Origin of the sequence: Stutzerimonas stutzeri SDM-LAC, assembly GCF_000235745.1 — a bacterium.
GTDB classification, from domain to species: Bacteria; Pseudomonadota; Gammaproteobacteria; order Pseudomonadales; family Pseudomonadaceae; genus Stutzerimonas; species Stutzerimonas stutzeri_H.
In genome coordinates, this window is sequence record NZ_AGSX01000011.1 from 1 (window position 1) to 26,639 (window position 26,639).

Annotated in this window: 20 protein-coding genes; 11 read left to right on the forward strand and 9 right to left on the reverse strand. The window is 60.6% G+C overall.

Going from position 1 to position 26,639, the window contains the following annotated elements; genetic code table 11:
• Positions 1–1,263, reverse strand: a 1,263-nt coding sequence (locus tag PSTU_RS0101430) for a Na+/H+ antiporter family protein (protein ID WP_019339267.1), incomplete at its 3' end; no start/stop codon positions are given.
• Positions 1,264–1,443: 180 nt separating this feature from the next.
• On the opposite strand from PSTU_RS0101430, the gene queD reads away from it, so the two are divergent.
• Positions 1,444–1,800 carry a 6-carboxytetrahydropterin synthase QueD gene (queD, locus tag PSTU_RS0101435; RefSeq protein WP_019339268.1) on the forward strand — a complete coding sequence of 119 codons (357 nt, stop codon included), beginning with the start codon at positions 1,444–1,446 and terminating at the stop codon, positions 1,798–1,800.
• Positions 1,801–1,950: 150 nt separating this feature from the next.
• Here queD and ligA read toward each other — a convergent pair whose 3' ends face one another.
• From ligA to moaA, 4 genes are all read right to left on the reverse strand, one after another.
• The gene (ligA, locus tag PSTU_RS0101440) at positions 1,951–4,317 is read right to left on the reverse strand and encodes an NAD-dependent DNA ligase LigA (protein ID WP_019339269.1); all 2,367 of its coding nucleotides are present in this window, start codon (positions 4,315–4,317) and stop codon (positions 1,951–1,953) included.
• A gap of 207 nt (positions 4,318–4,524) precedes the next feature.
• On the reverse strand, positions 4,525–5,346 hold the full coding sequence (gene zipA / locus PSTU_RS0101445; RefSeq protein WP_019339270.1) for a cell division protein ZipA: 822 nt from the start codon (positions 5,344–5,346) through the stop codon (positions 4,525–4,527).
• Positions 5,347–5,526: 180 nt separating this feature from the next.
• On the reverse strand, positions 5,527–9,015 hold the full coding sequence (gene smc / locus PSTU_RS0101450) for a chromosome segregation protein SMC (protein ID WP_019339271.1): 3,489 nt from the start codon (positions 9,013–9,015) through the stop codon (positions 5,527–5,529).
• A 316-nt stretch (positions 9,016–9,331) separates the two neighbouring features.
• Positions 9,332–10,327: a GTP 3',8-cyclase MoaA gene (gene moaA / locus PSTU_RS0101460; RefSeq protein WP_029404560.1), complete on the reverse strand. Its 996-nt coding sequence runs from the start codon at positions 10,325–10,327 to the stop codon at positions 9,332–9,334.
• 249 nt (positions 10,328–10,576) lie between these two features.
• On the opposite strand from moaA, the gene PSTU_RS0101465 reads away from it, so the two are divergent.
• The gene (locus PSTU_RS0101465) at positions 10,577–11,458 is read left to right on the forward strand and encodes an ion transporter (protein ID WP_019339274.1); all 882 of its coding nucleotides are present in this window, start codon (positions 10,577–10,579) and stop codon (positions 11,456–11,458) included.
• A 119-nt stretch (positions 11,459–11,577) separates the two neighbouring features.
• Positions 11,578–11,991 (forward strand): CopD family protein, encoded by a 414-nt coding sequence (locus PSTU_RS0101470; RefSeq protein WP_019339275.1) that lies wholly within the window; start codon positions 11,578–11,580, stop codon positions 11,989–11,991.
• 74 nt (positions 11,992–12,065) lie between these two features.
• Here PSTU_RS0101470 and PSTU_RS0101475 read toward each other — a convergent pair whose 3' ends face one another.
• The gene (locus PSTU_RS0101475) at positions 12,066–12,530 is read right to left on the reverse strand and encodes a DUF2231 domain-containing protein (protein WP_019339276.1); all 465 of its coding nucleotides are present in this window, start codon (positions 12,528–12,530) and stop codon (positions 12,066–12,068) included.
• Between the two features lie 144 nt (positions 12,531–12,674).
• Here PSTU_RS0101475 and coxB point away from each other — a divergent pair, with 144 nt between their 5' ends.
• The 3 genes from coxB to PSTU_RS0101490 are packed head-to-tail and all read left to right on the forward strand — an operon-like array spanning position 12,675 to position 16,455.
• Positions 12,675–13,568 (forward strand): cytochrome c oxidase subunit II, encoded by an 894-nt coding sequence (coxB, locus tag PSTU_RS0101480; protein WP_019339277.1) that lies wholly within the window; start codon positions 12,675–12,677, stop codon positions 13,566–13,568.
• The gene (gene ctaD / locus PSTU_RS0101485) at positions 13,565–16,096 is read left to right on the forward strand and encodes a cytochrome c oxidase subunit I (RefSeq protein WP_019339278.1); all 2,532 of its coding nucleotides are present in this window, start codon (positions 13,565–13,567) and stop codon (positions 16,094–16,096) included. Before coxB ends, ctaD begins: the two co-directional genes overlap by 4 nt.
• Positions 16,096–16,455, forward strand: coding sequence for a hypothetical protein (locus tag PSTU_RS0101490; protein WP_019339279.1), 360 nt, complete (start codon positions 16,096–16,098; stop codon positions 16,453–16,455). Before ctaD ends, PSTU_RS0101490 begins: the two co-directional genes overlap by 1 nt.
• A 26-nt stretch (positions 16,456–16,481) precedes the next feature.
• Here PSTU_RS0101490 and tusA read toward each other — a convergent pair whose 3' ends face one another.
• Positions 16,482–16,733 carry a sulfurtransferase TusA gene (tusA, locus tag PSTU_RS0101495; protein ID WP_019339280.1) on the reverse strand — a complete coding sequence of 84 codons (252 nt, stop codon included), beginning with the start codon at positions 16,731–16,733 and terminating at the stop codon, positions 16,482–16,484.
• Between the two features lie 57 nt (positions 16,734–16,790).
• On the reverse strand, positions 16,791–17,840 hold the full coding sequence (gene rlmM / locus PSTU_RS0101500) for a 23S rRNA (cytidine(2498)-2'-O)-methyltransferase RlmM (protein WP_019339281.1): 1,050 nt from the start codon (positions 17,838–17,840) through the stop codon (positions 16,791–16,793).
• 305 nt (positions 17,841–18,145) lie between these two features.
• On the opposite strand from rlmM, the gene acnA reads away from it, so the two are divergent.
• Both acnA and PSTU_RS0101510 read left to right on the forward strand, forming a co-directional pair.
• Complete coding sequence (gene acnA, locus PSTU_RS0101505; protein WP_019339282.1) at positions 18,146–20,821, forward strand: aconitate hydratase AcnA; 2,676 nt, start codon at positions 18,146–18,148, stop codon at positions 20,819–20,821.
• 231 nt (positions 20,822–21,052) lie between these two features.
• A complete protein-coding gene (locus PSTU_RS0101510) occupies positions 21,053–22,621 on the forward strand; it encodes a methyl-accepting chemotaxis protein (protein WP_019339283.1) in 1,569 nt (522 codons plus the stop codon).
• A 41-nt stretch (positions 22,622–22,662) separates the two neighbouring features.
• Here PSTU_RS0101510 and PSTU_RS20270 read toward each other — a convergent pair whose 3' ends face one another.
• The gene (locus PSTU_RS20270; RefSeq protein WP_051127835.1) at positions 22,663–23,385 is read right to left on the reverse strand and encodes an alpha/beta family hydrolase; all 723 of its coding nucleotides are present in this window, start codon (positions 23,383–23,385) and stop codon (positions 22,663–22,665) included.
• 82 nt (positions 23,386–23,467) lie between these two features.
• Between PSTU_RS20270 and ccoN the strand changes: the two genes are divergently transcribed.
• The 3 genes from ccoN (at position 23,468) to ccoP (ending at position 26,548) form a co-directional block, all read left to right on the forward strand.
• The gene (ccoN, locus tag PSTU_RS0101520) at positions 23,468–24,892 is read left to right on the forward strand and encodes a cytochrome-c oxidase, cbb3-type subunit I (protein WP_019339285.1); all 1,425 of its coding nucleotides are present in this window, start codon (positions 23,468–23,470) and stop codon (positions 24,890–24,892) included.
• 11 nt (positions 24,893–24,903) lie between these two features.
• The gene (gene ccoO / locus PSTU_RS0101525) at positions 24,904–25,515 is read left to right on the forward strand and encodes a cytochrome-c oxidase, cbb3-type subunit II (protein ID WP_019339286.1); all 612 of its coding nucleotides are present in this window, start codon (positions 24,904–24,906) and stop codon (positions 25,513–25,515) included.
• Between the two features lie 97 nt (positions 25,516–25,612).
• Entirely contained in the window at positions 25,613–26,548 is a 936-nt protein-coding gene (ccoP, locus tag PSTU_RS0101530; protein WP_019339287.1) for a cytochrome-c oxidase, cbb3-type subunit III, read from the forward strand.
• Positions 26,549–26,639: the final 91 nt, after the last annotated feature.

The following is a 26,639-nucleotide window of genomic DNA, read 5'->3' on the forward strand; positions in this document are numbered from 1 at the left end:
CAGGAAGGTCGGCACGACGGTGTCCCAGATATGGTTGTGCTGGCCGTCGGCGTTCAATCCGGCGGTCGGACCGAGCGTCGAGTCCGAGGCAGGCGAGCCCGCATCACCCAGCGCACCGGCCGTGCCCACCAGGCTGACAATTGCCAGCGGACTGAAACCGAGCTCCAGGCCAAGCGGGACAAAGATCGCGGCGATGATCGGCACTGTCGAGAACGAAGAGCCTATGCCGATGGTGACCAGCAAACCCACCAGCAGCATCAGCAGCGCACCGATGGCTTTGCTGTTGCCGATCCAGTCTGCGGAGGCATCGACCAGCGTTTTCACCTCACCGGTTTCTCGCATCACCTCGGCGAACCCCGCGGCAGCAATCATGATGAAGCCGATCATGGCCATCATCTTCATACCCTCGGTGAACAGATCGTCGGCCTCTTTCCAGCGCACCACGCCGGATACGGAGAAAATCACGAAGCCGACCAGCGCGCCGATGATCATCGAGTCCAGCCACAACTGGACGACGAATGCAGCCGCGACCGCCAGTGCTGCAACCAGCAAGGTCAATGGGCTGTAGCTGACACTGATCGCCTTCGACTCGTCGACTTTGGCCAGGTCATACGTGCGCGGCCTGCGATAGCTGAACAGGGCGATCAGGAGCCCGGTCAGCATGCCGATGGCTGGAATCAGCATGGCTTGGCTTACATTGATCCCAGCGATATCCGCGCCGCTTTTGGCCACGTTTGCCAGCAGAATCTCATGCAGGAAGATGCTACCGAAGCCCACTGGCAGGAACATGTAGGGTGTCACCAGACCGAAGGCAAGTACGCAGGCGATCAGGCGCCGGTCGATCCGTAGCTTGCTCAGCACATAGAGCAACGGCGGCACCAGCAACGGAATGAAGGCGATATGGATCGGCAGGATGTTCTGCGACGACACAGCGACCGCCAGCAGCAGCCCGATCATCAACCACTTCACGGTCCCGCTGGAGTCCGATTCGTGCCGGCCCACCATGGCCAATGCACGATCAGCCAGCGCGTGAGCCAACCCGCTCTTGCCTATCGCAACAGCGAAGGCACCCAGCAAGGCGTAGGAAAGCGCTACCGTCGCGCCACCACCCAGTCCTTTGTTGAAGGCAGCGAGGCTCCCGTCCAGCCCCAATCCACCCAAAACGCCGCCAGCAAGAGCACCGGCAATCAATGCCACCACCACATGAACCCTGCACAGGCTAAGAATCAGCATGATGCCGACTGCCGCTACCACTGCATTCATTTCAACTCCCCGAAAGCGGCCCTTGCCGATAAAACGCGGGGCACTTTGCCCCAAGCCCGAGAGCGTGTCAAAAGAGCCGCACAGGCCGTGGCAAGGGCGCGTCTGGCAGGTGCCAGCCCAACGGCGACAGTTGAGTACAAATCGGTAGAATGCGGGCTTTTCGCCTTAACGGATCGACCCGTGGAAATATTCAAGGAGTTTACGTTCGAGTCCGCGCACCGCTTGCCGCACGTACCCGAAGGGCACAAGTGCGGCCGTCTACACGGGCACTCGTTCCGAGTCGCGATCTATCTTGAGGGAGAGGTTGACGCCCATACAGGCTGGATTCGGGATTTCAGCGAGATCAAGCAGATCTTCAAGCCGGTCTACGAACGCCTCGACCATAACTACCTGAACGACCTGCCGGGCCTCGACAATCCAACCAGCGAAAACCTCGCGATATGGATCTGGAATGAGCTGAAGCCCTTATTGCCGGAACTGTCGCGGGTGCGCGTCCATGAAACCTGCACCAGTGGCTGTGAATACCGCGGGCAGTGAGGGTACAAGGCGCTGATTAGCGCCGTTTGCACACATCACCGGGCGTGATCAGCCAACGAATGACGCCCATTGGCAGCCAGGGCCACCTTCGCCGCCATGGGCACACAGCGGGACCTGCCGTGCAAGCCGCAGGCGCGAAGCGATCTTCGCTTAGCTTTCGAGGCTGGAAAGGCGCTTCAAAAATGACGCTTCGTCATCGACTTCCAGACCCAATTCGTTGGCCTTTGCCAGCTTGGAGCCCGCACCCGGCCCGGCTACCACCACGCTGGTTTTCGCCGAAACCGAGCCTGAAACCTTCGCACCCAAGGCTTCCAGCTTTGCCTTGGCGTCGTCCCGGCTCATGCTTTCCAGCGTCCCCGTCAGCACCCAGGTCTGGCCGGCCAGCGGCAAGCCTTCCGCGGCCTTTCTTTCGCTTTCCCAGTGCATGCCGAATTCCTTCAGCTGGGCTTCGATGGCGCGTGCGCGCGCAGCGTTTGCCGGGTCGTCGAAGTAGTCACGTAGCGCACGAGCCGCCCTTTCGTTGAGGCGTTCAACCTGACGCAGATCTAGCCAGTCGGCTTCGATAATGCCCGCAAGACTGCCGAAACGACTCGCGAGACGTTGGGCACCGGTGGCCGCGATGAACGGGATGTTCAGCCTGTCGAGCAACCCTCCGAGCGTGGCGCAGGCAGCGAAGTCGGGATGCACATCCCCCTCCTCCTGCGGTTGAACACCACGCGCGCGCAACTGCTGGATGACGGACTGGTTATGTTCATCGCAGAAGAAACTGTGGATTTCGTGGGCGACTTCCAGACCGATATCCGGCAGGTAAACCAGCACGTCTGGCAGAGCACGACTGATGCGCTCCAGCGAACCCAGGGCACGCGCCAGCAGCTTCGCCGTGCCTTCGCCAACATCGGGAATGCCCAGGGCAAAGACGAAGCGTGCCAGGGACGGCTTGCGGCTGGCATCGATGGCGTTGAGCAGGTTGCGACTCGACACTTCGGCGAAGCCTTCAAGTGCCAGCACCTGCTCAAAGCTCAGGCAATAGAGATCTGCTGGCGACTTGACCAGCCCGGCATCAACCAGCTGCTCGACAATCTTGTCACCCAGGCCGTCAATATCCATGGCCCGGCGGGAGACGAAATGGATGATTGCCTGCTTGAGCTGAGCCTGGCAGGCCAAACGACCAACGCAACGATAGATAGAACCTTCACTTACCGATTCCCGGCCCTTGCTGCGCTTGATCAGCTGGGTGCGTTCAACGGCCGAGCCGCAGACCGGGCAACTCTGCGGCACATGAACGGCGCGGGCATTCTCGGGCCGGCGCTCTGGAATGACCCCGAGGATCTGTGGAATGACGTCTCCGGCGCGACGCACGATGACTGTATCGCCGATCATCACGCCCAGCCGGGCGACCTCATCCATGTTATGCAGCGTCGCATTGGACACGGTCACGCCAGCAACCTGTACGGGCTGCAGGCGCGCAACCGGGGTGATAGCGCCAGTGCGGCCAACCTGGAATTCCACGTCGAGCAGCTCGGTCACTTCCTCGCGTGCCGGGAATTTGTGCGCGATTGCCCAACGCGGTTCCCTCGCACGAAAGCCTAGCTCGCGCTGCTGCGCGGTCGAGTTGACCTTGAACACCACGCCGTCGATTTCATAAGGCAGCGCATCACGCTTCTCGCCGATGGCATGGAAGTAATCGCGGCACTCCTGCACACCCTTAGCCAGCTTGAGCTCGCGGCTGATTGGCAAGCCCCAGCCTTTTAGCGCCTCAAGAATCCCGATATGGGTATCAGGCAGATTGCCGTCACTACGGCCGATACCATAAGCACAAAGCTCCAACGGACGGCTGGCAGTGATCTTCGAATCCAGCTGCCGAAGGCTGCCTGCAGCGGCATTCCTCGGATTGGCGAACGGTTTGCTGCCCGCTTCCAGCTGACGTGCATTCAAGGCTTCAAAGCCCGCCTTCGGCATGTAAATCTCGCCGCGAACTTCCAACACCCCAGGCCAGCCATCGCCGTGGAGCTTGAGTGGAATATTGCGCACAGTGCGGACGTTTGCGCTGATGTCTTCTCCAGTGCTGCCATCACCGCGCGTTGCACCCCGCACCAGCTTGCCGTTTTCATAGAGCAGGCTTACCGCCAGGCCATCGAGCTTGGGCTCGCAGCTGTATTCCAGTTCGGCGCCGTCGCCGAAAAGGTCGCCTGACGGTAAATCAAGGCCTTCACGGGCGCGACGGTCGAAGTCGTTCAGGTCCTGCTCTTCGAAAGCGTTGCCCAGACTCAGCATCGGTACTTCATGGCGGACTTGGCCGAAGGCTGCCAACGCCGCGCCGCCGACGCGCTGGGTCGGTGAGTCCGGGCTGACCAGCTCGGGATGCTCGGCCTCGAGTGCCTTGAGCGCATTGAACAAGCGGTCGTATTCGGCGTCCGGAACGCTGGGCTCGTCCAGTACGTAATAACGATAATTGTGGGCGTCGATTTCGCTGCGCAGTTCGGCAATGCGTTCTGCTGCGGTCTGGGCGGACGTCATGGTATGTGGGGCCATAGCTGCAAGGCCGGGCCGCGCGCAAAGCAGCGCACCGGTCGACCTTATGTTGATGTTCTGCGCAGGATTTTAGCCTGTTTGCGTGAGGGCATGGCGCATCGGACAGGAAGGAACGGAGCCGTTCCGATCTGCCGCAGTGATCAATACGGGGCTTACGACATAAAAAAACCGCTCGTTGGAGCGGTTTTTGGCTTATCGCTTGGTCGTCAACTGCAGACGTTCGTAATCGACGATGCGCTGGCGGTAATGCTCGATGGTCTGAGCCGTAAGCACACTGCGCTGATCATCTTTGAGTTCGCCGTTCAGCTCCTGCGACAACTTCCGAGCGGCGGCCACCATGACATCGAACGCCTGTTTCGGATGGCGCGGGCCGGGCAGCCCCAGAAAGAAGCTTACTGCCGGCGTGGTGAAATGGTCGATATCGTCCAGATCGAACGTCCCAGGCTTGACCGCATTGGCCATGGAAAACAGCACTTCACCATTACCCGCCATGCTTTCGTGGCGGTGGAAGATGTCCATCTCGCCGAAGCGCAAACCGCTTTCCAGGATGTTCTGCAGCAGTGCGGGGCCACGGAATCCATTGGGGTCACGGGAAATCACGTTGATGACCAGTACTTCCTCGACGGGAGGCAGATCCTGGTTCAAGTCGTCAGTTGACTCCGCATCTTCGTCCATTACCGGATCAAGCAGCGTAGGAACGGGCGTATCGTCGCTCGAGAAATGCAGGTCACCCTGGCGCGGTTCGGCGCTGCGACGCTTGCCGGTTTCGCGTGCGCTCATCGAAGGGAGGTCGGTTTCGTCCAGCGAAGGCTCGGTGTTTCGACTCACGACACGCGGCGGGCCCAGCAGCTCGTTCGACTCGTCTTCTTCGGGAAGATTGTTCGCGATATTGCGGTCCAGCTTGAATTTCAACTTGCCCTTGCTACCGCGCATCCGCCGCCAGCCATCGAAAAGAATCCCGGCGATGACAATGATGCCGATGACGATCAGCCACTCGCGCAGACCGATATCCATTAATGCTTAAACCCCTGAAATCGATGATAAAGACGCAGATTCACAGCCGCTGAACAGGCTCATCTGCGCATCGTAAAAATTGCGCTCTAAACTAGCACGACGAACGGTAGCTTTGCACCGCCCGGCGCGGCTCTTTTATTAGTCGATCAACCGCTTCCGCTGCGCTTGAAACAGCGTCACTCAAGCCTCTACGAGCGCCACCGCCGCCTCCACATCCACCGCAACCAGCCTTGAACATCCCGGCTCGTGCATGGTCACGCCCATCAGCTGGTCAGCCATTTCCATCGCGATTTTATTGTGCGTGATGTAAATGAACTGCACCTTCTCCGACATCTCCTTGACCAGGCGCGCATAGCGCCCGACGTTGGCATCATCCAAAGGCGCATCCACTTCATCCAGCATGCAGAACGGCGCCGGATTGAGTTGAAAGATCGCAAACACCAACGCCAGCGCGGTCAGTGCCTTCTCACCGCCTGACAGCAGGTGAATAGTGCTGTTCTTCTTCCCCGGTGGGCGCGCCATGATCGCCACCCCGGTATCGAGTAAATCTTCTCCGGTAAGTTCCAGATAAGCGTTGCCGCCACCGAAAACCTTTGGGAAAAGCGCCTGCAGACCGCTGTTTATCTGGTCGAAGGTTTCCTTGAAGCGATTGCGCGTTTCCTTGTCAATTTTGCGAATGACGCTCTCCAGCGTATCAAGTGCTTCGGCAAGGTCGTCGTTCTGCGCATCGAGGTAGCGCTTGCGTTCCGATTGCTGCTGATATTCGTCGATTGCTGCGAGGTTGATCGGTCCAAGACGCTGGATGCGCACTGCCAGACGCTCGAGCTCGACCTCCCACGCGGCCTCCCCAGCCTCGGCAGGCAACGTGGCCAGTACGCCGTGCAGATCGAAGCCATCCTCGTGCAACTGATCCTGTAACGCCTTGCGCCTGACGCTGAGGGCCTGCCAGTCCATCCGCTGCTGCTCCAGCTGGCCACGCAGCAACTGTGCTTGCTGCTCGGCCTGAGTCCGGCGTTTCTCGGCATCGCGCAATTCGCGGTCAGCATCTTCGAGTGCCAAGCGTGCCAGCTTGAGCTCGTCTTCGACGCCCATGCGCCGCTCCAGCAACTCTTCAAGCTTCATACGCAGCTCTTCGAGCGGCGCCTCGCCCTCTTCCAGATTCAGGCTCAGCTGTTCTCGGCGCTCTACCGCGCGCTCGAACTGCTGCTCGAGACGCTCAAGTGCGTGGCGGATCGAGTCATGCTGAGCCCTCAGCGAGCCGATGCGGACAGCCAGCTGATGCACGTGATCCTTATGCTGGCGCGCGTCCTGGCGAACCCGATCCAGCTGCTCGCGGATGCCGTCTCGGCTCGCCAGCAGCGACTCGCGCTGCTCGGTATCGACGGCCATTGCGTCAAGCGCATCCTGTAAATTCAGGCGCGATTCGCCCAGTTGCTCGGTCTCCAGCGCGCGTTGCTCGGTGAGTTCTAGGAGTTCCTCGTCCAGCCGTCGGCGGCGCAGGCCCAGCTGTTCCAGCTTGGCCTGGCTGGCCGACAGGCGGGCGTTCAATTCGCCTTGTTGACGAGACAGTTCCTGGTGCTGACGACGCTGTTGTTCGCGGTACTCTTCTTGTTCGCGCTGTGCCTCACGCAGTTGGCCAAGCTGCTCCGCCAACTGCGCAAGACTCGCCTCGCAGTCGTCACGCTCGGCCTGCAACCGCGCCAGTTCCTGGCTGCGCGCCAACAATCCGGACTCGGCCTTCCCGGCGCGCTTGACCCGTAGGAAATGTCGACCAACCCAGTAACCGTCGCGACTGATCAGACTATCGCCATCACCCAGTGAATCACGTGCCGCCAATGCCTGATCAAGGTCGTCCACTGGACGCACCCGACCCAGCCAGGGCGATAGATCGGTCGCCGACTCGACCTTGTCCAGCAGGCTTGCGCCGATCACGCCGTGCCCCTGTGCGGCACTGACCAGCCGGAGGTCACCCTGCTCGAAGCCGCTCAGGTCCAGGCCGTCGAAGTCGTCCAGGAGCACCGCCTGCAGATCCGCGCCCAGCACTGCTTCGACGGCCAACTCCCAGCCCGGCTCGACACGAAGCCCTTCTGCCAGACGCGGCCGCTGGTCGAGCCCCCGCTCATGCAGCCAATCGGAAACACCCTTTCCGGGGTCCATGGCGGCCTGCTGCAAGGCTTCCAGCGAAGCGATACGGCCATCCATACGCTGCAACTGGCCCAGCGCCTCCTGCTCGGCGCGGCTCACCTGTTGCAGCTGTTCACGGAGCCCTTCGAGCTGCTGGTCGGTCAGCTCCTGTGCCGCGGCCAGTTCCTCTAGATTTATTTCGCCGACGGCCAACTGTTCACTCATTTCGGCGACCACGGCATCTTCCGGATCGCCGGCTAGCAAGCTGCGTTCGTCCGCAAGGCGCCGCTGACGCTCGGCCAGACGCTCCAGGCTCTGCTCAAGCTGCTGGATGCGCGACTGCTCGACCTCCGCTGCCCTGCGCGGCTCGGCGCTCTGCTGGTTGAACCGTTCCCACTGCTCTTGCCACTGCTGCATTGTCGTTTCGGCTTCTTCGAGCTGGGCGGCAGTCTCCTCGGCAGCTGCGCCTGCGATCTCCTGCTCCGGTTCGAGCATGGCCAGCTCTTCACCAAGGGTGGCGAGCGCGGTACGGTCGTGCGCCAGATGCGATTCAGTTTCCAGTCGGGCTCGCTCGGCTTCGCGCAGATCGTCCTGCAGCTGACGCAGACGCTGTTGGCCGTGCTGGATGCTTTGCTCGACGCGAGCGATATCTCCGCCGACCGAATAGAAGCGGCCCTGGACCAGATTGAAGCGCTCCGACAGCTCGTGATGGCCGTCGCGTAGACGCTCGATGCTGGCGTCGGCATTGCGTTGCTCAGCCACCAATGCTTCAAAGCTGACCTCTTGGTCGCCGATCACCTGTTCACGTTGACCGACCTGCTCGTTCAACGCCTGCCAGCGCAACGCCGACAGTTGGGCCTTCAGTTTCCGCTCCTCGGCTTTGTACTCCTGATATTTTTCCGCCGACTGCGCCTGACGATGCAGGCGCTCCAGCTGACGCTCGAGCTCTTCGCGCAGGTCGGTCAGGCGAGCCAGGTTTTCATGGGTGCGGCGGATGCGATTTTCCGTTTCACGGCGCCGCTCCTTGTACTTGGAGATACCGGCTGCCTCTTCGATGAAGTTGCGCAGGTCTTCCGGCTTGGCCTCGATCAGCTTGGAGATCATGCCCTGCTCGATGATCGAATAGCTGCGCGGCCCCAGGCCGGTGCCCATAAATATGTCGGTGATGTCCCGCCGCCGGCATTTCACGCCGTTGAGAAAGTAGGTGTTCTGTGCATCACGGGTCACCCGACGGCGGATCGAAATCTCTGCAAACGCCGCGTATTCGCCCAGCAGCGTGCCGTCCGAGTTATCGAAAATCAGCTCGATGCTGGCCTGAGTCACAGGCTTGCGGGTGTTGGAGCCGTTGAAGATGACATCCGTCATCGACTCGCCCCGCAGGTTCTTGGCCGAACTCTCGCCCATCACCCAGCGCACCGCATCGATGATGTTGGACTTACCGCAACCGTTCGGGCCGACCACCGCCGCCATGTTGCTGGGAAAGCTCACCGTGGTGGGGTCGACGAAGGATTTGAAACCGGCGAGTTTGATGCTTTTCAGACGCATGGAGGCCTATCCGTGGCAATCGAGGCATGAGCCGGAGCGTTGGTTTCGCCGTGGGTTTGATGAGTTTCCCGAGGCATTGCTGGAGTCGTGTGGGCGGACGGCCGCGGAGTTTATCACGCCTCCAAGCCGGCCTTTCAGGGCCTCGAGCACAAAGCCGGACGCGTACCGGCAGGTCAGGAAATGCCGATTTTCAACCGCAGATTGGCAGGAGGAAATAACAAGCGATGGCGGATGAAAACAACACCACCCTCGCCACGGATGGGCTGATCCCAACGGTCGCGAAGCGGCGCAACATTCTTTCGGCGTGGCGCCGACTTTAGCCGCCCGTCATGCTCATGAACCGCACCACCTGGACCTGCTCATCGGTGCGGAATTCGTGTTTCTCGGGCTTGAGCTGCAGCGCATCGACCAATGCCTGTCGCAGCCGCTCACGGTCGCCGGGATAGCGACGCATCAGCGTCTTGAGATCCAGTGCGCCTTCGTGCCCGAGACACAGCACCAGCTTGCCTTCGGCAGTAACTCGCACCCGGTTGCAGCTGCCGCAAAAGTTGTTGCTATGAGGCGAGATGAAGCCCACCTGGGTGTCACTGCCCGCCACTTGCCAATACCGCGACGGACCACCAGTGGTGTGGCTGCTGCGTATCAGTTGATGGCCGACTTCGATACGCTCGCGGACCTCGTCGCTGGAGCAAAATGTAATCTCTCGCTCATGGCTGGAGACGTTGCCGAGCGGCATTTCCTCGATAAAGCTGATATCCAGCCCGCGCTCGACGGCGAAATTCACCAGATCCAGGACTTCATCGTCGTTACGGCCTTTCTGGATCACGCTGTTGAGCTTGATTCGGTCGAATCCGGCACTGCGCGCGGCATCGATGCCGGCGACGACCTGCCCGAGCATGTCGCGGCGCGTGAGTTCGGCGAAACGCTCCCGCTTGAGCGAATCGAGACTGATATTCAGGCGCTTGACCCCAGCCTCGCGAAGTACCGGCGCGAGTGTTGGCAGCTGCGAGCCGTTGGTCGTGATCGCCAGATCTTCCAATTCTTCACGCGCACCCAGACGACTCAGCAGGCTCGGCAACCCCTTGCGCACCAGCGGCTCGCCACCGGTCACACGGATACGCTTTACGCCCAGGCTGATAAAGGCATCAGCCACGGCATAGAGTTCTTCCAAGGTAAGGATCTGCGCACGCGGAGCGAAAACCATGTCTTCGCTCATGCAATAGGTGCAGCGGAAATCGCACCGGTCGGTGACCGACAACCTCAGGTAGGTGATGCGTCGGCCGAATGGGTCGACCAACTTCGAATCTGGCATGTCGCTCTCCAACGGCTTGATGCGCATGGCTAAGACTATTCCTCAACACCAACTGTGGCAAAGGTTCCCGGCCTGAGTGGTTGACCGGGGGCAGGCGCGAATGATCCATGCGATGCGCATCAGGCCCTACGCATCCTTTATTCGTTTCGCACTGATACGGCTCGCCCACGGGTGGCTGCAAGGTTTTTTTGGACTGCCGGCTGAACTCGGGGATACTTCGCCTTCGTGTTTAGCCGGGAGCCACCGCTGATGGACAACGACGCCCTCCGAACGATGAGCTGGCGCGAGCGTATCTACGTCATCATCTTTTTCACCAACACTCCGGCTGGAAAGCTTTTCGACACCACTCTCTTGTTCTTCATCTTCGCCAGCCTGGTGGTGGTGATGCTCGATAGCGTCGCAATTTACAACGACCAGTACGGCGGCCTGCTGGATGGGCTTGAGTGGCTGTTCACCGCTGTCTTTCTGATCGAGTATCTGGTGCGCATCTATTGCCACCCCGAGCCACGTAAGTATGTCTTCAGTTTCTATGGCGCTATCGATGTGCTGTCGGTGGTACCAGCGTTCATAGCGTTGTTCTATCCGGACGCCGAATACCTGCTGGTGGTCCGTGCAATCCGCATGCTGCGTGTATTTCGCGTGCTCAAGCTGACGCAGTACCTGAGCCAGGCCAACTTCCTGCTGGTCGCGCTGCGCGGTAGCAAGCAGAAGATCGTTGTGTTCCTGCTCAGCGTCACGACTCTGGTATTGATCTACGGCACGCTGATGTACGTGATCGAGGGTCCATCTAACGGGTTCACCAGCATCCCGATGAGCATCTACTGGGCGGTAGTGACCATCACCACGGTCGGCTTCGGCGACATCGTTCCGCATACACCGCTGGGCAAGGCGGTAGCGACTCTGGTGATGATTACCGGTTACTCGATCATCGCGGTGCCCACCGGCATTTTCACGGCGGAGCTGGCGACTGCGATGCGCGCCGACAGCTTGCAGCACCGCTGTCCGAGCTGCGAAAAACTCAGCCATGAACCCAACGCGTCGTTCTGCAGCCGCTGCGGTACTCAACTATTCAAGCGCAAGGCGCTGTACGACGAAGACACCCAGACCGCGCATGATCCGCAAACCGATTGAGCTGCCCGTGGTACTGGCTGAAAGTCGCCCCACCCCGGGGCGCTGCGTATCCGCTCCGAACCCGCCTGAGATGAGGCTGTCACAACCTCTGACTTGCCGCGGGCTGGACGGAGACATGCATGCCCTTGCTCAAAATGGTGCACTTTGCAGGGTTGCTCTGCTGGTGCGGCACCCTGCTCTACCTACCGGCGCTGATCGCGGCAGGCACTCGGCGCAGTGACCCACTCTTCTACCGTGACCATGCGCATCTGACGCGCATGGTGTTCAACCTGATCGGCACGCCAGCCGCGTTAGTCGCCATCGGCTCGGGTACGGCGCTTTTTCTGAGTCAGGGCCTCGTTGCCGGTTGGTTGATCGTCAAGCTCAGTACTGTGGCCGGGATGGTGTTTTGCCACGCCCTGTGCGGCGTCTTGGTGCTGCATGTCGAGCGTGCGCCTGAGCAGAGCGTAAACATTCGTTGTCGTTTGCTTGGTGCAGTCGCCGCAACCTTCATCACCGCGACGCTTTGGCTTGTGCTGGCAAAGCCTTTCTAGCCCATGGCCCGAACCGCTCGATCACCTCGAAGATGCCCATGACCGAACGATCCCAAGCCCCGTCCTCTTCTCGATCAGACCTTGTCCAGATCGACCCCGACAGCATGCTCGTAGACCAGCCGGCCGCCGAGATAAGCCGCGAGGGAAATCAGCACGGCAGTGATCGCCGAGAGATACAGCGCCCACAGCTGCATGCTCTGGGCGTCATTCTGGTAGCGCAGCAGCCAGTTCAGCGAAGCCAGCGACAGCATCATCACGGCGAGGATCGCATGGCACCAGGCGGTAATCTTCTGCCTGATTTCACGCACGGTCACCAGATCGATCAGTCCGAAGATGCTGGCGACCCAGCCTCCCAGCGCGCCCACCCCGGACAACCACAAGCCGGCTCGCCACCAGAAATCATCCAGCGTCCAGAGGTGCGCAAGATCGACCGGCAGCAAGCCAGTCAGCGCCGCGACTGGAAAGTGGATAAGCATCGGGTGCAACGGGTGGCCAGCTATCGCAGCGCGACTGTGGATGGAATCTCTGTATCGGGCCATTTGGCGCTCCGGCAGCTTTTTTCTGGAGTCGGCCGCCCCGCAAGACGAGCCGGCGACCTTTTGAAATGGACCACGCTGGCGCTGGCAGTTCCGTTATTGAGTGGCTGCGGCGGTCCGCTGTCTTCACTCAACCCAGCCAGTCCTATGGCGCGCCAGATATCTCACGTCTGGTGGGGCATGTTTGCCTTCGCCACATTGGTGCTGGTGGCAGTCAGCGCAATATGGATCTACGCACTGGCGCGTAAACCGCACGAGATCAGCGAAGCACAAGCGCTCAAAATCAATCGCCGCTGGGTCATTGGTGGCGGCATCGTGCTGCCGAGCGTGAGCATCGTTGTGCTGCTGATCTTCGGCATTCCGACCGGGCGCAGCATGATGCCCTTGCCGGTCGAAGGTGAGCAGCCGCTGAAAATTGAGGTCACCGGCCACCAGTGGTGGTGGGAAGTTCGCTACCCGGACAGCGGCGTCACCACCGCAAACCAGCTGATCATCCCGGCAGGGCGCCTGATTGACATAAACGTCACGAGCGCCGATGTCATCCATTCATTCTGGATTCCAAGACTTGGCGGGAAAATGGACATGATCCCTGGGCGCACCAATGTCATCCGCCTGCAAGCGGGCCATACCGGCATCTTTCACGGTCAGTGTTCGGAGTTCTGCGGCCTGCAGCATGCTCATATGAAACTGCATGTCGAAGCGCTGGACGCCGCCGGTTTCGATGAGTGGATCGCCGCACGTGAGAACTTCAGCATTGAGCAACGGGCGCCGGGCGATGCAGGCCGGGTGTTCGATGAACGCTGCGGTCAGTGCCACCGTGTCGCCGGTATCAGCAACGGCAATCGGGCGCCAGACCTCTCGGACCTTGCGACACGGCCAAGCCTCGGCGCCGGCGTGATCGACAACGACCATGACGGGCTACGGCAGTGGCTACGCGAACACAAGACGCTCAAATTCGGCAACGGGATGCCCGCGCATGACGACGTTCCGCCGCAAACACTCGATCAGATTGCCGACTGGCTGGAGACGCTCGCTCCATGACTCGACCCGACCACAGCAGCAAGCCCAGCACGGATCCCGATCAGTTGCATGACCAGTTCAACGATGTCTGGGGCAATCCGCGCGGCTGGCGCGCGCTGACCATCGTCAACCACACCACGATCGGCCTGCGCTTTCTGGTCACCGGCACCGTGTTCTTTTTAATCGGCGGGTTGATGGCGATGCTGATCCGCACCCAGCTCGCCCTGCCCGGTTATGTGCTGATGGAGCCGGAGGTATACAACCAGGTCTTCACCATGCACGGCTCGGTGATGATGTTCCTGTTCGCCGTGCCGATGATGGAAGGCCTGGCGGTCTATCTGATTCCAAAGATGATCGGCGCGCGGGATCTAATCTTTCCGCGCCTCTCGTCGCTCGGCTATTTCTGCTATTTGTTCGGCGGCATCATCCTACTGTCCAGCGTGTTTCTTGGCGTTGCACCCAAGGCCGGCTGGTTCATGTACACGCCGCTGTCGAGTTCGGCGCATATGCCGGGCGTGAACTCGGACTTCTGGCTCCTTGGCATCACCTTCGTGGAGATCTCCGCGGTCAGTGCCGGCGTCGAGCTGGTGGTGTCGATCCTGCGCACGCGCTCCAACGGCATGGCGCTGCACAAGATGCCGCTGTACGCCTGGTACATCCTGGTGATGGCGATGATGATCGTCTTCGGCTTCCCACCGCTGATTCTGGGCAGCATTCTTCTGGAGCTGGAGCGCGCTGCTGGCATGCCGTTTTTCGACCCGTCCAAAGGCGGCGATCCGGTACTTTGGCAGCACCTGTTCTGGCTGTTCGGCCACCCAGAGGTGTACATCATCTTCTTGCCGGGGGCCGGTATCGTTTCCACCTTGCTACCCGTGTTCTGCCAGCGGCCACTGGTGGGGTATCGCTGGGTTGTGCTGGGCGTCCTGACCACCGGTTTCCTCAGCTTCGGGCTGTGGGTGCACCACATGTTCACCGTCGGCATTCCCGCGCTGGCACTCGGGTTCTTTTCCGCAGCAAGCATGCTCGTGGCGATACCCACCGGGGTACAGATATTTGCCTGGATAGCCACGCTGTGGCTGGGCAAGCCGGTCTATCACGTGCCGATGCTCTGGTTGGTGGGCTTCCTGATCGTGTTCGTCTGTGGCGGCCTGACCGGCGTGATGGTGGCGCTGGTGCCCTTCGACTGGCAGGTGCATGACACCCACTTCATCGTCGCGCACATGCATTACGTGCTAGTGGGCGGCATGTTCTTTCCGCTGATGGCCGGGCTGTATTACTGGCTGCCGCATTTCTCCGGCCGCATGCCTTCGGTACGTCTTGGCCGCTGGGGCTTCTGGCTGGTATTCATCGGTTTCAACATGACGTTTCTGATCATGCACTGGACCGGCCTGATCGGGATGCCGCGACGGGTTTACACCTACGATACCGGGCTGGGCTGGGATCTGCCCAACCTCATCTCGTCGATCGGCAGCTTCATCATGGCCATCGGCATCGGCACCATCCTGCTGGATATCGTCCTGCACTTCCGCTTCGGTCAGCCGGCAAAAACCAACCCATGGAATGCCGACACGCTGGAATGGGCTACCGCTCTACCCCCGAGCCCGTACAACTTCGTCAGCCTGCCGGACATTACCGACCGTCATCCGCTGTGGGCGGACCCGGACCTGCCGCACAGCATCGCCCGTGCCGAGCACTCGCTGAGCGCAATCGACCATGGCCGGCGTGAAACCTGGGGCTCGGACCCGCTGAGCGGCAAGGTCCGTGAAATCATTCATCTGCCTGGCAACAGCTGGTGGCCGTTCGTGGCTTCGGTGTTTCTGGCAGTGCTCTGCCTGAGCTTGCTGAACAAGTTCTACTGGGTCGCGTTGATTGCGACCATTGCCACCTTGATCGTGCTGTTTCGCTGGTCCTGGGAAAACGGTGCGCACCCCGCGGCGGCGCCGGATGCACAGACACAGCCCGGCGAACCCCCGCTGCACTCGCGCACGTTCGACGGCCCCGGACTCTGGGGAATGGGTGTCACCTTGCTGGCCAACGGCACGCTTTACCTATCTCTGCTGTTCGGTTGGTTCTACCTGTGGACCGTCTCACCGGAATGGATGGTGCCGGAGCGCTCCGGCCTGAACGGCTGGCTGATGTTCACCAGCGCTGTGCTGCTCACAGCCGGAACACTGTGGATGCGACTCGTGCCTGCCCGGCTGCGTCGGGGTAATGCTGGGCGATTGATGCTCAACCTCGGTGCGATCACAGTGATCGGCGCTGTGCAGTGGGTACTGTTGTTGTGGCTGCTGCTGACGGCAAACCTGGAAGTGACCGAGACAGCGCACGACGCCGTGGTCTTCGTGATTCTTGCCTATGGCCTGATTCATTGCGGGCTGGCGACGATCCTCACCCTGTTGCAGACCTTACGCGTGAAGTACGGCTACGTAGGCGACAAGGCGCCCTATGAGGTGGTGGTCGTCGAGCAGCTCTGGTACTACAACCTCGGCGTGGTCTGGAGCGCGTACGCCGCGATTGTCCTGTTCCCGAACGCTTGGGGAGGTGCCTGATGAAACAGAACCGCACATCGGTCTTCCACCCCATTCAGATTCCGTTCGGGCTAACCATCTGGAGCGTCTGGTTTGCCACGATGTACGGATCACACGCAGTGGTCTGCTCAATCGCTCCGCCGGACCCTAGCCAGGGGGTGTTCAACTGGCTGAATGCAAGCTTCGGTCTATTCACGGTGCTGGTGATACTGCTGCTGCTTTGGCTAGGGCGCCGTACCTGGAAACTTTCACACGAACCGCACGACCTAAATGATCGGCAGGTTTTCGTGATCAAGGTGTCGTCCGGGATTCACTTCATCGCCGCCTTGTCGACAGTGTTCGTCGGCATGCAGCTGGTGTTTCTGCCGCCCTGCGTCTGAACCAGGCGCCCAAACATTGCGGGCATCTAGTCGAGCTTCTTGCGTATCCAGTACAGATAGGTGCCTTCTTCGGCCTGCTGGGCGACCAGCTCGTGTCCCAAAAACACGCAAAACTTGGGAATGTCGCGCTGGGTCGATGGATCGGTCGCTATGACTTTCAGGACTTCGCCTGCGGGCAGGTCGCGCACCTTGTTGTGGAGCATCATCACCGGCTCAGGGCAGTTGAGGCCGCTGGCATCGAGCAGCGCATCGGCAGGTAGTTCGGTAGTTCGAGACATCACAGGCTCCGCAAAAACAGGACGACATTGTCGCGCAAAAAGGCAGGTGGCGAGGGTTCACAACCGACGCAGATGGCAAGTCACTTCCTCGCGGTCATGGTATAGCTGCTTGCAGCCGATGCTCGCCTTCACCCCTCGTTCGGCAAGCCCGTCGGCGATGCGTTCCAGCAGTCGTTTCACCTCGGCGTAGCGCTGCTTCATCGGCAGTTTCAGATTGACCACCGCTTCACGGCACAAGCCTTCGCCGATCCAGGCTTCAAGCAGCGCAGCATTTTTTGCCGGCTTTTCGACGATATCGCAGACCATCCAGTTCACCGGGCGTTTGGGGCGGAAAGCAAAGCCATCGGCGCGGTAATGACCAACCAGACCGGACTCGAGCAGTTCCTCGTTCATCGGCCCGTTGTCCACAGCCATGACTTCGATGTCGCGATTGACCAGCTGCCAGGTCCAGCCACCCGGCGAGGCGCCAAGGTCGACCGCCGTCATGCCTGGCGCCAGGCGCTCATCCCATTGATCGCGCGGGATGAAATGGTGCCACGCCTCCTCGAGCTTCAAAGTCGAGCGGCTCGGCGCCTGGCGAGGAAATTTCAGCCGGGGAATCCCCATCGGCCACATCGCACTGTTCTCAGCTTCGGCAAGCCCAACAAAGACCTCACGCCCGCTCTTGAACGTGAGCAACAGGCGGGGACCATGGCCGCCCTCCTTCAGCCTGCCGGCTTTTTCCAGCGCCTTGCGCAACGGCGCCTCGAACTTGCGGCAGAAGTTCGACAGCTCTTTGCCGTCATTGGTATCCAACACTTCCAGCCACAGACTGCTGCAGACCGGCATGGGTTTCAGCTGATCGAGCAATACACCGATCCGATCGGTTTCCGGAAGTGCCAGCCACTCCCCGCGCGCCCACTGCCGGGGAAATATAAGCCGTGCGAAACGCGCGCCGCGCATCAGGCGTTCCGGCCCTGCCGCGTCGTTGCAGATGAACTCGGCATAGGCACTGTCAGTTTTGGCCTTGGCGTAGCCGGCGACATCGAGGCGAGCTGCCTGGTCACTGATTTCAGCGCAGACCTCGTTCTCGAACCCGGGGCGGCAATGCAGCAGCAATGTATTCATGGTACGAACCCTATAAGCGGCGCAAAGCGCATCGGCGCCGCCCCTACTACAAAAGCCGCACATGATAGCCGAGTGGGGAACCACGGGCTTGCAGGTTCGGTCCAGTGAACAGATCGCTGGAGTTGATCTACCGCGACACCCAGCGCACCTGAGCGGCTGCGGACAAGCTGTCCGCGGCGAGCCTCCGCACTTTCGCCATTTCTCTTGGCGGCCAGTTTGTGGCGAACTATTACGCCAGAGGCTAGGTTCTAAAGGACACTCCCGACTCAATCAGCCCGGCCGTGCGGGCAAAAAAGGAGAGACGAATGCCATCCCTGGACAGCCTGAATTGCCGTTGCAGTCTCGACGTGAACGGCAAGACCTACCACTACTACAGCCTTCCGGAAGCCGCAAAACAGTTGGGCGATATCAACCGCCTGCCCACCTCGCTCAAGGTACTGCTGGAAAACCTGTTGCGCTGGGAAGATGGCACAACTGTTCGCGCCGATGACTTCAACTCGTTGGCGGTCTGGTTGAAGACGCACACCTCTGAGCGTGAGATCCAGTATCGCCCCGCGCGGGTATTGATGCAGGACTTCACTGGCGTACCTGCGGTTGTCGATCTGACTGCCATGCGTGATGCGGTCTCCCGCGCCGGCGCCGATCCACAGCGGATCAACCCGTTGTCGCCGGTCGATCTGGTGATCGACCACTCGGTAATGGTGGACCGTTTCGGCACGGACAAAGCATTCGAGCAGAACGTCGACATCGAGATGCAGCGCAACGGGGAGCGCTACGAGTTTCTGCGCTGGGGTCAGCAAGCATTCGACAATTTCCGCGTGGTGCCGCCGGGCACCGGCATTTGTCACCAGGTCAATCTGGAATATCTGGGGCAGGTCGTCTGGACCAAGGAAGAGAACGGGGAAACCATCGCCTACCCCGACACGTTGGTCGGAACCGACTCACATACCACCATGATCAACGGCCTCGGCGTGCTGGGCTGGGGCGTAGGCGGCATCGAGGCGGAAGCGGCAATGCTTGGCCAACCGGTCTCGATGCTGATTCCGGAAGTGATCGGCATGCGCCTGACCGGCAAGCTCAACGAAGGCGTGACGGCCACCGACCTGGTGCTAACCGTAACGCAGATCCTGCGTAAGCACGGTGTAGTGGGTAAGTTCGTCGAGTTCTTCGGTCCGGGGCTGGATCAGCTTCAACTCGCCGATCGCGCCACAATCGGCAACATGGCGCCGGAATATGGCGCGACCTGCGGCTTCTTCCCGGTCGACCAGGTGACGATCGATTACCTGCGACTGACCGGTCGTGACGAAGACCGCATCGCGCTGGTCGAGGCCTATTGCAAGGCGCAAGGCATGTGGCGCGACAGCAATTCTCCGGACCCGATCTTCACCGCCACGCTGGAGCTGGACCTGGCCGAGGTCAAACCCTCATTGGCCGGCCCCAAGCGCCCTCAGGATCGGGTATCGCTCGAAGACATCGGGGCCAACTTCGATCTGCTGCTTGAAACCAGCGGCAAAACCCAGCAAGCCGCAAGTTCGGTTCCGGTTACCGGCGAAAACTTCAGCCTCAAGCACGGCGCGGTGGTGATCGCAGCGATCACGTCCTGTACCAACACCTCCAACCCGAACGTGCTGATGGCAGCGGGCCTCGTAGCGAAAAAGGCGCTTGAGCGCGGTCTCAAGCGTGCGCCCTGGGTGAAGTCGTCCCTGGCGCCTGGCTCCAAGGTCGTCACCGACTACCTGCAGCGCGCCGGTTTGAATACCTACCTCGATCAGCTCGGCTTCAACCTCGTCGGCTATGGCTGCACCACCTGTATTGGCAATTCCGGGCCGCTGCAAGAGGCCATTGGCCAGGCGGTCACCGATAACGATCTGGTGGTGTCCTCGGTGCTCTCGGGTAACCGCAACTTCGAAGGTCGCGTGCACCCGATGGTCAAGGCTAACTGGCTGGCATCGCCACCGCTTGTGGTGGCGTTCGCGCTGGCTGGCACCACACGAATCAACATGGAGAAAGATCCGCTGGGCTACGACGAGCAGAACCAGCCTGTCTACCTGAAGGACATCTGGCCGACCAGTGCGGAAGTGCACGAGGCAGTCAGCAAGATCGATGGCGAGATGTTCCGTGCCCGCTACGCCGACGTGTTCAGCGGCGACGAGCATTGGCAGTCCATCGCGGTCACGGCGGGCGACACATACAAGTGGAACAACAACTCAAGCTACGTTCAGAATCCGCCTTTCTTCGAAGACATCGGGCAACCGCTGACGCCGCCCAAGGATGTCGAGAACGCTCGAATCCTTGCGCTGTTTGGCGACTCAATCACCACCGACCACATTTCGCCAGCCGGCAACATCAAGGCCAGCTCCCCCGCCGGCGTGTATTTGCAGGAACTGGGCGTAAAACCGGAGGATTTCAATTCCTACGGCTCACGCCGGGGTAACCACGAGGTCATGATGCGCGGCACCTTTGCCAACATCCGCATCAAGAACGAGATGCTTGGCGGCGAGGAAGGCGGCGATACCTTGTATCAGCCAAGCGGCGAGCGGATGTCGATTTATGACGCGGCGATGCGCTACCAGTCAGAAGGCGTGCCACTTGTCGTCATCGCAGGCAAGGAGTACGGCACTGGCTCCAGCCGCGACTGGGCCGCCAAGGGCACCAACCTGCTAGGCGTGAAGGCGGTGATCGCCGAAAGTTTCGAGCGTATCCACCGCTCGAATCTGATCGGTATGGGTGTACTGGCACTGCAGTTTGTTGGCGACCAGACGCGCCAGTCGCTGGGGCTGACCGGTAGCGAGAAGCTGTCGATCCGCGGCCTGAGCGCCGACATCAAGCCACGCCAGCTCCTGACAGTCGAGGTAGAACGCGCCGACGGCGCACGTGACAGCTTTCAGGTGCTGTGCCGCATCGACACGCTAAATGAGGTCGAGTACTTCAAAGCTGGCGGCATTCTGCATTACGTGCTTCGCCAGCTGATCGAGGGCTAATAGAGCACAGCCCTCGCGCCCATCAAAGCCCGCTGCGGAACGTCTGCAGCGGGCTTTTTTATACTGCCGTTCATCCGTTGCTACTTAAGCCCTTGAAAACTCCGCCGTTACGGTGGACGCACAGCGGTCATGAAGTTGGCGCCAAACGGCCATCACTCTTAATTTGCCGAAATTGAGGCCTGACCGAATATAACAAGTGGCTGTGACCACCCCGATTGCCAGGCGTACTCAATGCGAAACAACCAGCCCGTTACTCAACGCGAATATGCATTTCCCGATCAGCAACGATTGATTTCGACTACCGACCTGACCGGCAAAATCACCTACTGCAACGATAGCTTTGCCGAGGTCAGCGGATTTGAACGCAGCGATCTGATCGGCGCGCCACACAACTTGATTCGCCATCCTGACGTTCCTTCAGCGGTGTTCGGTCATATGTGGGCCACCCTTAAGGGCGGCAAGCCCTGGATGGGCATCGTCAAGAACCGCCGCAATAACGGCGACCATTATTGGGTCAACGCTTACGTCACGCCGGTGCTGGATATTCAGCGCAAGGTTATCGGGTATGAGTCGGTCCGCACCAAGCCAACCCGTGAACAAGTCGGGCGCGCCGAAGCGCTCTACGCACGGCTCAATGCCGGGAAAAATGGCGTCCCCCAACGCGAAAAATGGTTGCCGATCGCAATCGATTGGCTGCCCTTCATCGTCATCAGCCAGATTGGTTTCATGATCGGCTCGCGGTTTGATCATGGCTGGGGCTTCGTGCTTGCCGCTTTGCTATCAGTCCCCCTGGGCCTGATCGGGCGCCACTGGCAGATGCGCGGGATCCACCGATTGCTGCGCCTGGCCGAGCAGTCCACCAGTGACCCGCTGATCGCCAAGATGTATACCGACAGCCAGGGCGCCGAGGCGCAGGTGGAAATGGCGATGCTCAGCGAGCATGCACGCCTCAAGACCTGCCTGACCCGCCTGCAAGACAGCGCTGTGCATCTGCAGCAGCAAGCCAAGCGTGCAGACGAGTTGGCGCATAGCTGCTCGGATGGGCTGTCTCGCCAGCATCACGAGACCGAGCAGGTCGCCGCCGCGATTACGCAGATGGCCGCGACGACGCAAGAGGTTGCCAGCAACGTAGCCCTGGCGGCAGATGCCACCGAACAAGCCAACCAGCTTACGGCGCACGGCCAGAAGATCGGCTCCGATACGCGTAAAGCCATCGAGCTGTTAGCCGAAGCCGTCACCGAAACCGGTGAGGCTGTATCTGCGCTGGCGCAGAACAGCAACGAAATCGGCACCGTGGTCGATGTCATCAAGAGCATCGCCGATCAGACCAACCTGCTTGCACTGAATGCCGCCATCGAAGCGGCGCGGGCTGGTGAAAGCGGCCGTGGCTTTGCTGTGGTAGCGGATGAAGTACGTCAGCTGGCCCAACGTACCTCAGCGGCGACCGGGCAGATCCATCAGTTGATCGAAAAACTGCAACATCAGGCGCGCCAAGCGGTTGCGACGACAGAACAAGGACGTAGCCAGGCCAATCAGGGTGTCGAGCGGGTAATCGATGCCGATAAGGCGCTGGTGGGAATCAGCGAGGCGGTGAGTCGCATCATCGACATGACGACGCAGATCGCATCCGCTACCGAACAGCAAAGCGCCGTCGCCGACGAGATCAGCCAGAACGTCGGCAACATCGCCCGGCTGGCCGACCAGACCTCCGGAGACGCCCAGAGCTCGGCGTTGCTCTCAGAAGACCTGGCAGCAACGGCGCAATCGCAATACACGCTGGTGGAGCGCTTCAACCGATAACTGCAACGCGCACACGCCGCTGAGCCATCGACATCGCCCACCTACAGTCCTGCCGTGGTGGGCGTTTGGCTGTCACCGAAGCAAGGACACCCGAGGAATGCCGCGATGGCATCGGCGGCGGTATCCAGATGCTGCTCGTGTGTCAGGCCGGACCGCTTCAGCGGTTTGAGATCGTGGTCCGCCGCGGCCAGCCAATCAAGGCGAATCGCTGGCGACAAGGCGTAGCCAGCGACTGTAGCGCGATTACCCAGCGCATCGCGTTCGCCCTGAATGATCAAGGTCCGCGTTCGCAGCTCAGCCAGGTGGGCCACCCGCGGCTTTTCCGGCTTGCCCGCGGCATGAAATGGATAGCCCAGGCATACCAGCGCATCAGCTGCGAGCTCGTCAGCCAGCAAGCTCGCCATTCGACCGCCCATCGACTTGCCGCCGATCGCCAACGGCCCTGCGGTTTGCTGTCGCACTGCTCGATAAACCGCACGCCATTGCTGCAGCAGCTGCACCTGAGGATTGGGCGGCCGCTTGCGCTCGTCGATGCGTCTGCTGGCCATATAGGCAAACTCGAAACGAAAAACCGCCACGCCCCGCGCGACCAGCCGTTCAGTCATTTGTTGCATGAACGGACTGTCCATCGGTGCGCCCGCTCCATGCGCCATGATGAGGCTTGCGCACACCGCTCCCCTTGGCTGATCTCGCCGCGTGAGTGGAATTTCGTCGCCCTGTGAGTATTGACCGGCGTCAATACCGGCCATTTGCCCAGTGCTCATTCTTCGCTCCGCTTTCTATTGAAAGACATCGCTCTTACCGCGACAAAAAAACATGCTCATTACCGTGGATGGAAGCCCATACATGAACACAGCAACCAGTACCGCCTATGACTACAAGGTGGTCCGCCAATTTGCCATCATGACGGTGGTGTGGGGAATCGTCGGGATGGGGCTCGGCGTCTTCATCGCAGCCCAATTGGCGTGGCCTTTCCTGAACTTTGACCTCCCGTGGACCAGCTTCGGTCGTCTGCGCCCATTGCACACCAACGCAGTGGTCTTCGCGTTCGGCGGCTGCGCATTGTTTGCGACCTCCTACTACTCGGTCCAGCGCACCTGCCAAACCACCCTGTTCGCGCCGAAACTGGCCGCGTTCACGTTCTGGGGCTGGCAGCTGGTCATCCTGCTGGCGGCGATCTCCCTGCCGTTGGGCTTCACCAGCTCAAAGGAATATGCCGAGCTGGAATGGCCGATCGACATCTTGATCACCGTTGTCTGGGTGGCTTATGCGGTTGTCTTCTTCGGTACTCTGGCCACGCGCAAGGTCAAGCACATCTACGTCGGTAACTGGTTCTTCGGCGGCTTCATCCTGACCGTAGCGATCCTGCACATCGTCAACAACCTGGAAATCCCGGTCACGGCGACGAAGTCGTACTCGCTGTACGCCGGTGCGACCGACGCCATGGTGCAGTGGTGGTATGGCCACAACGCCGTCGGCTTCTTCCTAACCGCCGGCTTCCTCGGAATCATGTACTACTTCGTGCCGAAACAGGCCGAGCGCCCGGTGTATTCCTATCGTCTGTCGATCGTCCATTTCTGGGCGCTGATCACCGTCTACATCTGGGCCGGTCCGCACCACCTGCACTACACCGCGCTGCCGGACTGGGCACAAAGTCTGGGCATGGTGATGTCGCTGATTCTGCTGGCGCCAAGCTGGGGCGGCATGATCAACGGCATGATGACGCTGTCCGGGGCCTGGCATAAGTTGCGCAGCGACCCAATCCTGCGCTTCCTCGTCGTCTCCCTGGCGTTCTACGGCATGTCGACCTTTGAAGGTCCGATGATGGCGATCAAGACCGTCAACGCGCTCTCCCACTACACCGATTGGACCATCGGACACGTCCATGCGGGTGCGCTCGGCTGGGTAGCCATGGTGTCCATCGGTGCGCTCTATCACTTGATTCCGAAAGTGTTCGGTCGTGTCCAGATGCATAGCATCGGCCTGATCAACGCGCACTTCTGGCTCGCCACCATCGGCACCGTGCTCTACATCGCCTCGATGTGGGTCAACGGTATCGCTCAGGGCCTTATGTGGCGTGCGATCAACGAAGACGGCACCCTCACCTACTCCTTCGTCGAAGCGCTTGAAGCCAGCCATCCGGGCTTTGTGGTTCGCATGATCGGTGGTGCGATCTTCTTCACCGGCATGTTGCTGATGGCCTACAACACCTGGCGCACCGTACAGGCGGCCAAGCCGGCCGAGTACGAAGCCGCCGCGCAGATCGCCTGAGGAGCCGAGAGATGAAGAAGCACGAAATACTCGAGAAGAACGTCGGTCTGCTGACCCTGTTCATGATCCTGGCGGTGAGCATCGGTGGTCTGACCCAGATCGTCCCGCTGTTCTTCCAGGACGTGGTCAACGAGCCTGTGGAGGGCATGAAGCCTTACACCGCGCTGCAGCTGGAAGGGCGTGACATCTACATCCGCGAAGGCTGCGTCGGTTGCCATTCGCAGATGATCCGTCCGTTCCGCGCTGAAACCGAGCGTTACGGCCACTACTCCGTTGCGGGTGAAAGCGTTTACGACCACCCGTTCCTGTGGGGCTCCAAGCGTACCGGTCCAGACCTGGCCCGCGTCGGCGGCCGCTACTCCGATGACTGGCACCGTGCGCACCTCTACAACCCGCGCAACGTAGTCCCGGAATCGAAGATGCCGTCCTATCCGTGGCTGGTTGAGGACACCCTTGACGGGCAGGACACCGCCACGAAGATGAAAGCGCTGCGCACCGTCGGCGTGCCTTACAGCGACGAGGACATCGCCGGCGCGGGAGACGCTGTCAAGGGCAAGACCGAGATGGACGCTCTGGTGGCCTACCTGCAGGTACTCGGTACGGCGCTTCAGAGCAAGCGCTGATCGACAGCACGCTATCGAGAACGACGCGCTGCAGAGCAGCCGTCAGGGAACCAACATCGCGGGCAGCTCGAACGTTCGGGCGACCCAGGAGTAACAGATGAACGCTTTCTGGAGTGGATACATCGCCCTGCTCACGCTGGGCACCATCGTCGCTCTGTTCTGGCTGATCTTCGCCACCCGCAAGGGCGAATCTGCAGGCGCGACCGACAAGACCATGGGGCATTCCTTCGACGGTATCGAGGAATACGACAATCCACTGCCCCGGTGGTGGTTCATGCTGTTCATCGGCACGCTGGTGTTCGGCCTTCTCTATCTGGTGCTGTACCCGGGTTTGGGCAACTGGAAAGGAGTGATGCCGGGCTATGAAGGTGGCTGGACGCAGGACAAGCAATGGCAGCGCGAAGTGGATCAGGCTGACGCGAAATTTGGTCCGATCTTTGCGAAATATTCGGCCATGAGCGTGGCGCAAGTCGCGCAGGACGAGCGGGCGCTGAAGATCGGCGGCCGACTCTTCGCCAACTATTGCTCGGTTTGCCACGGATCGGACGCCAAGGGCGCGGTCGGCTTCCCGAACCTGGCGGATGGCGAATGGCGCTGGGGCGGAAACGCCGAAACCATCAAAGCCTCGATCCTTCATGGCCGCATCGCAGCGATGCCGGCCTGGGGCCAGGTCATTGGTGAATCAGGCGTGAAGAACGTTGCTGCCTATGTCCGTAGCGATCTGGCTGGGCTGCCGCTACCCGAAGGGGCTGAAGCGGATACAGCGGCCGGTAGTCAGGTGTATGCGCAGAACTGCTCGGTCTGCCACGGTGCGAATGGCGAAGGCACGACTGCCATGGGCGCACCGAGCCTGACCAGCCCCGCCGGCTGGATCTATGGATCAAGCCTGCCGCAACTGCAGCAGACCATTCGGCACGGCCGCAACGGGCAGATGCCGGCGCAGGATCAGTACCTGGGCAACGACAAGGTGCACCTGCTGGCTGCCTATGTTTACAGCCTATCGCAGCAACCAGAACGCGTGGCCAAGCAATAAGGCTATACAGGGCGACACACCGCATCACCCTGTTTCCGATCAATTTTATGGCGGCTGCGACGCTCTGTCGCAGACCGTCCGCCCGCCCGCC

Excerpts from the sequence above, each read along its gene's own strand:
- ctaD (WP_019339278.1), top strand. The coding sequence starts at position 13,565 with ATGACTCGACCCGACCACAGCAGCAAGCCCAGCACGGATCCCGATCAG.
- moaA (WP_029404560.1), bottom strand. The coding sequence starts at position 10,327 with ATGCCAGATTCGAAGTTGGTCGACCCATTCGGCCGACGCATCACCTAC.
- tusA (WP_019339280.1), bottom strand. The coding sequence starts at position 16,733 with ATGTCTCGAACTACCGAACTACCTGCCGATGCGCTGCTCGATGCCAGC.
- ccoO (WP_019339286.1), top strand. The coding sequence starts at position 24,904 with ATGAAGAAGCACGAAATACTCGAGAAGAACGTCGGTCTGCTGACCCTG.
- smc (WP_019339271.1), bottom strand. The coding sequence starts at position 9,015 with ATGCGTCTGAAAAGCATCAAACTCGCCGGTTTCAAATCCTTCGTCGAC.
- ligA (WP_019339269.1), bottom strand. The coding sequence starts at position 4,317 with ATGACGTCCGCCCAGACCGCAGCAGAACGCATTGCCGAACTGCGCAGC.
- PSTU_RS0101475 (WP_019339276.1), bottom strand. The coding sequence starts at position 12,530 with ATGGCCCGATACAGAGATTCCATCCACAGTCGCGCTGCGATAGCTGGC.
- acnA (WP_019339282.1), top strand. The coding sequence starts at position 18,146 with ATGCCATCCCTGGACAGCCTGAATTGCCGTTGCAGTCTCGACGTGAAC.
- PSTU_RS0101470 (WP_019339275.1), top strand. The coding sequence starts at position 11,578 with ATGCCCTTGCTCAAAATGGTGCACTTTGCAGGGTTGCTCTGCTGGTGC.
- ccoP (WP_019339287.1), top strand. The coding sequence starts at position 25,613 with ATGAACGCTTTCTGGAGTGGATACATCGCCCTGCTCACGCTGGGCACC.
- rlmM (WP_019339281.1), bottom strand. The coding sequence starts at position 17,840 with ATGAATACATTGCTGCTGCATTGCCGCCCCGGGTTCGAGAACGAGGTC.
- PSTU_RS20270 (WP_051127835.1), bottom strand. The coding sequence starts at position 23,385 with ATGAGCACTGGGCAAATGGCCGGTATTGACGCCGGTCAATACTCACAG.
- PSTU_RS0101465 (WP_019339274.1), top strand. The coding sequence starts at position 10,577 with ATGGACAACGACGCCCTCCGAACGATGAGCTGGCGCGAGCGTATCTAC.
- PSTU_RS0101510 (WP_019339283.1), top strand. The coding sequence starts at position 21,053 with ATGCGAAACAACCAGCCCGTTACTCAACGCGAATATGCATTTCCCGAT.
- ccoN (WP_019339285.1), top strand. The coding sequence starts at position 23,468 with ATGAACACAGCAACCAGTACCGCCTATGACTACAAGGTGGTCCGCCAA.
- zipA (WP_019339270.1), bottom strand. The coding sequence starts at position 5,346 with ATGGATATCGGTCTGCGCGAGTGGCTGATCGTCATCGGCATCATTGTC.
- coxB (WP_019339277.1), top strand. The coding sequence starts at position 12,675 with ATGGCGCGCCAGATATCTCACGTCTGGTGGGGCATGTTTGCCTTCGCC.
- PSTU_RS0101490 (WP_019339279.1), top strand. The coding sequence starts at position 16,096 with ATGAAACAGAACCGCACATCGGTCTTCCACCCCATTCAGATTCCGTTC.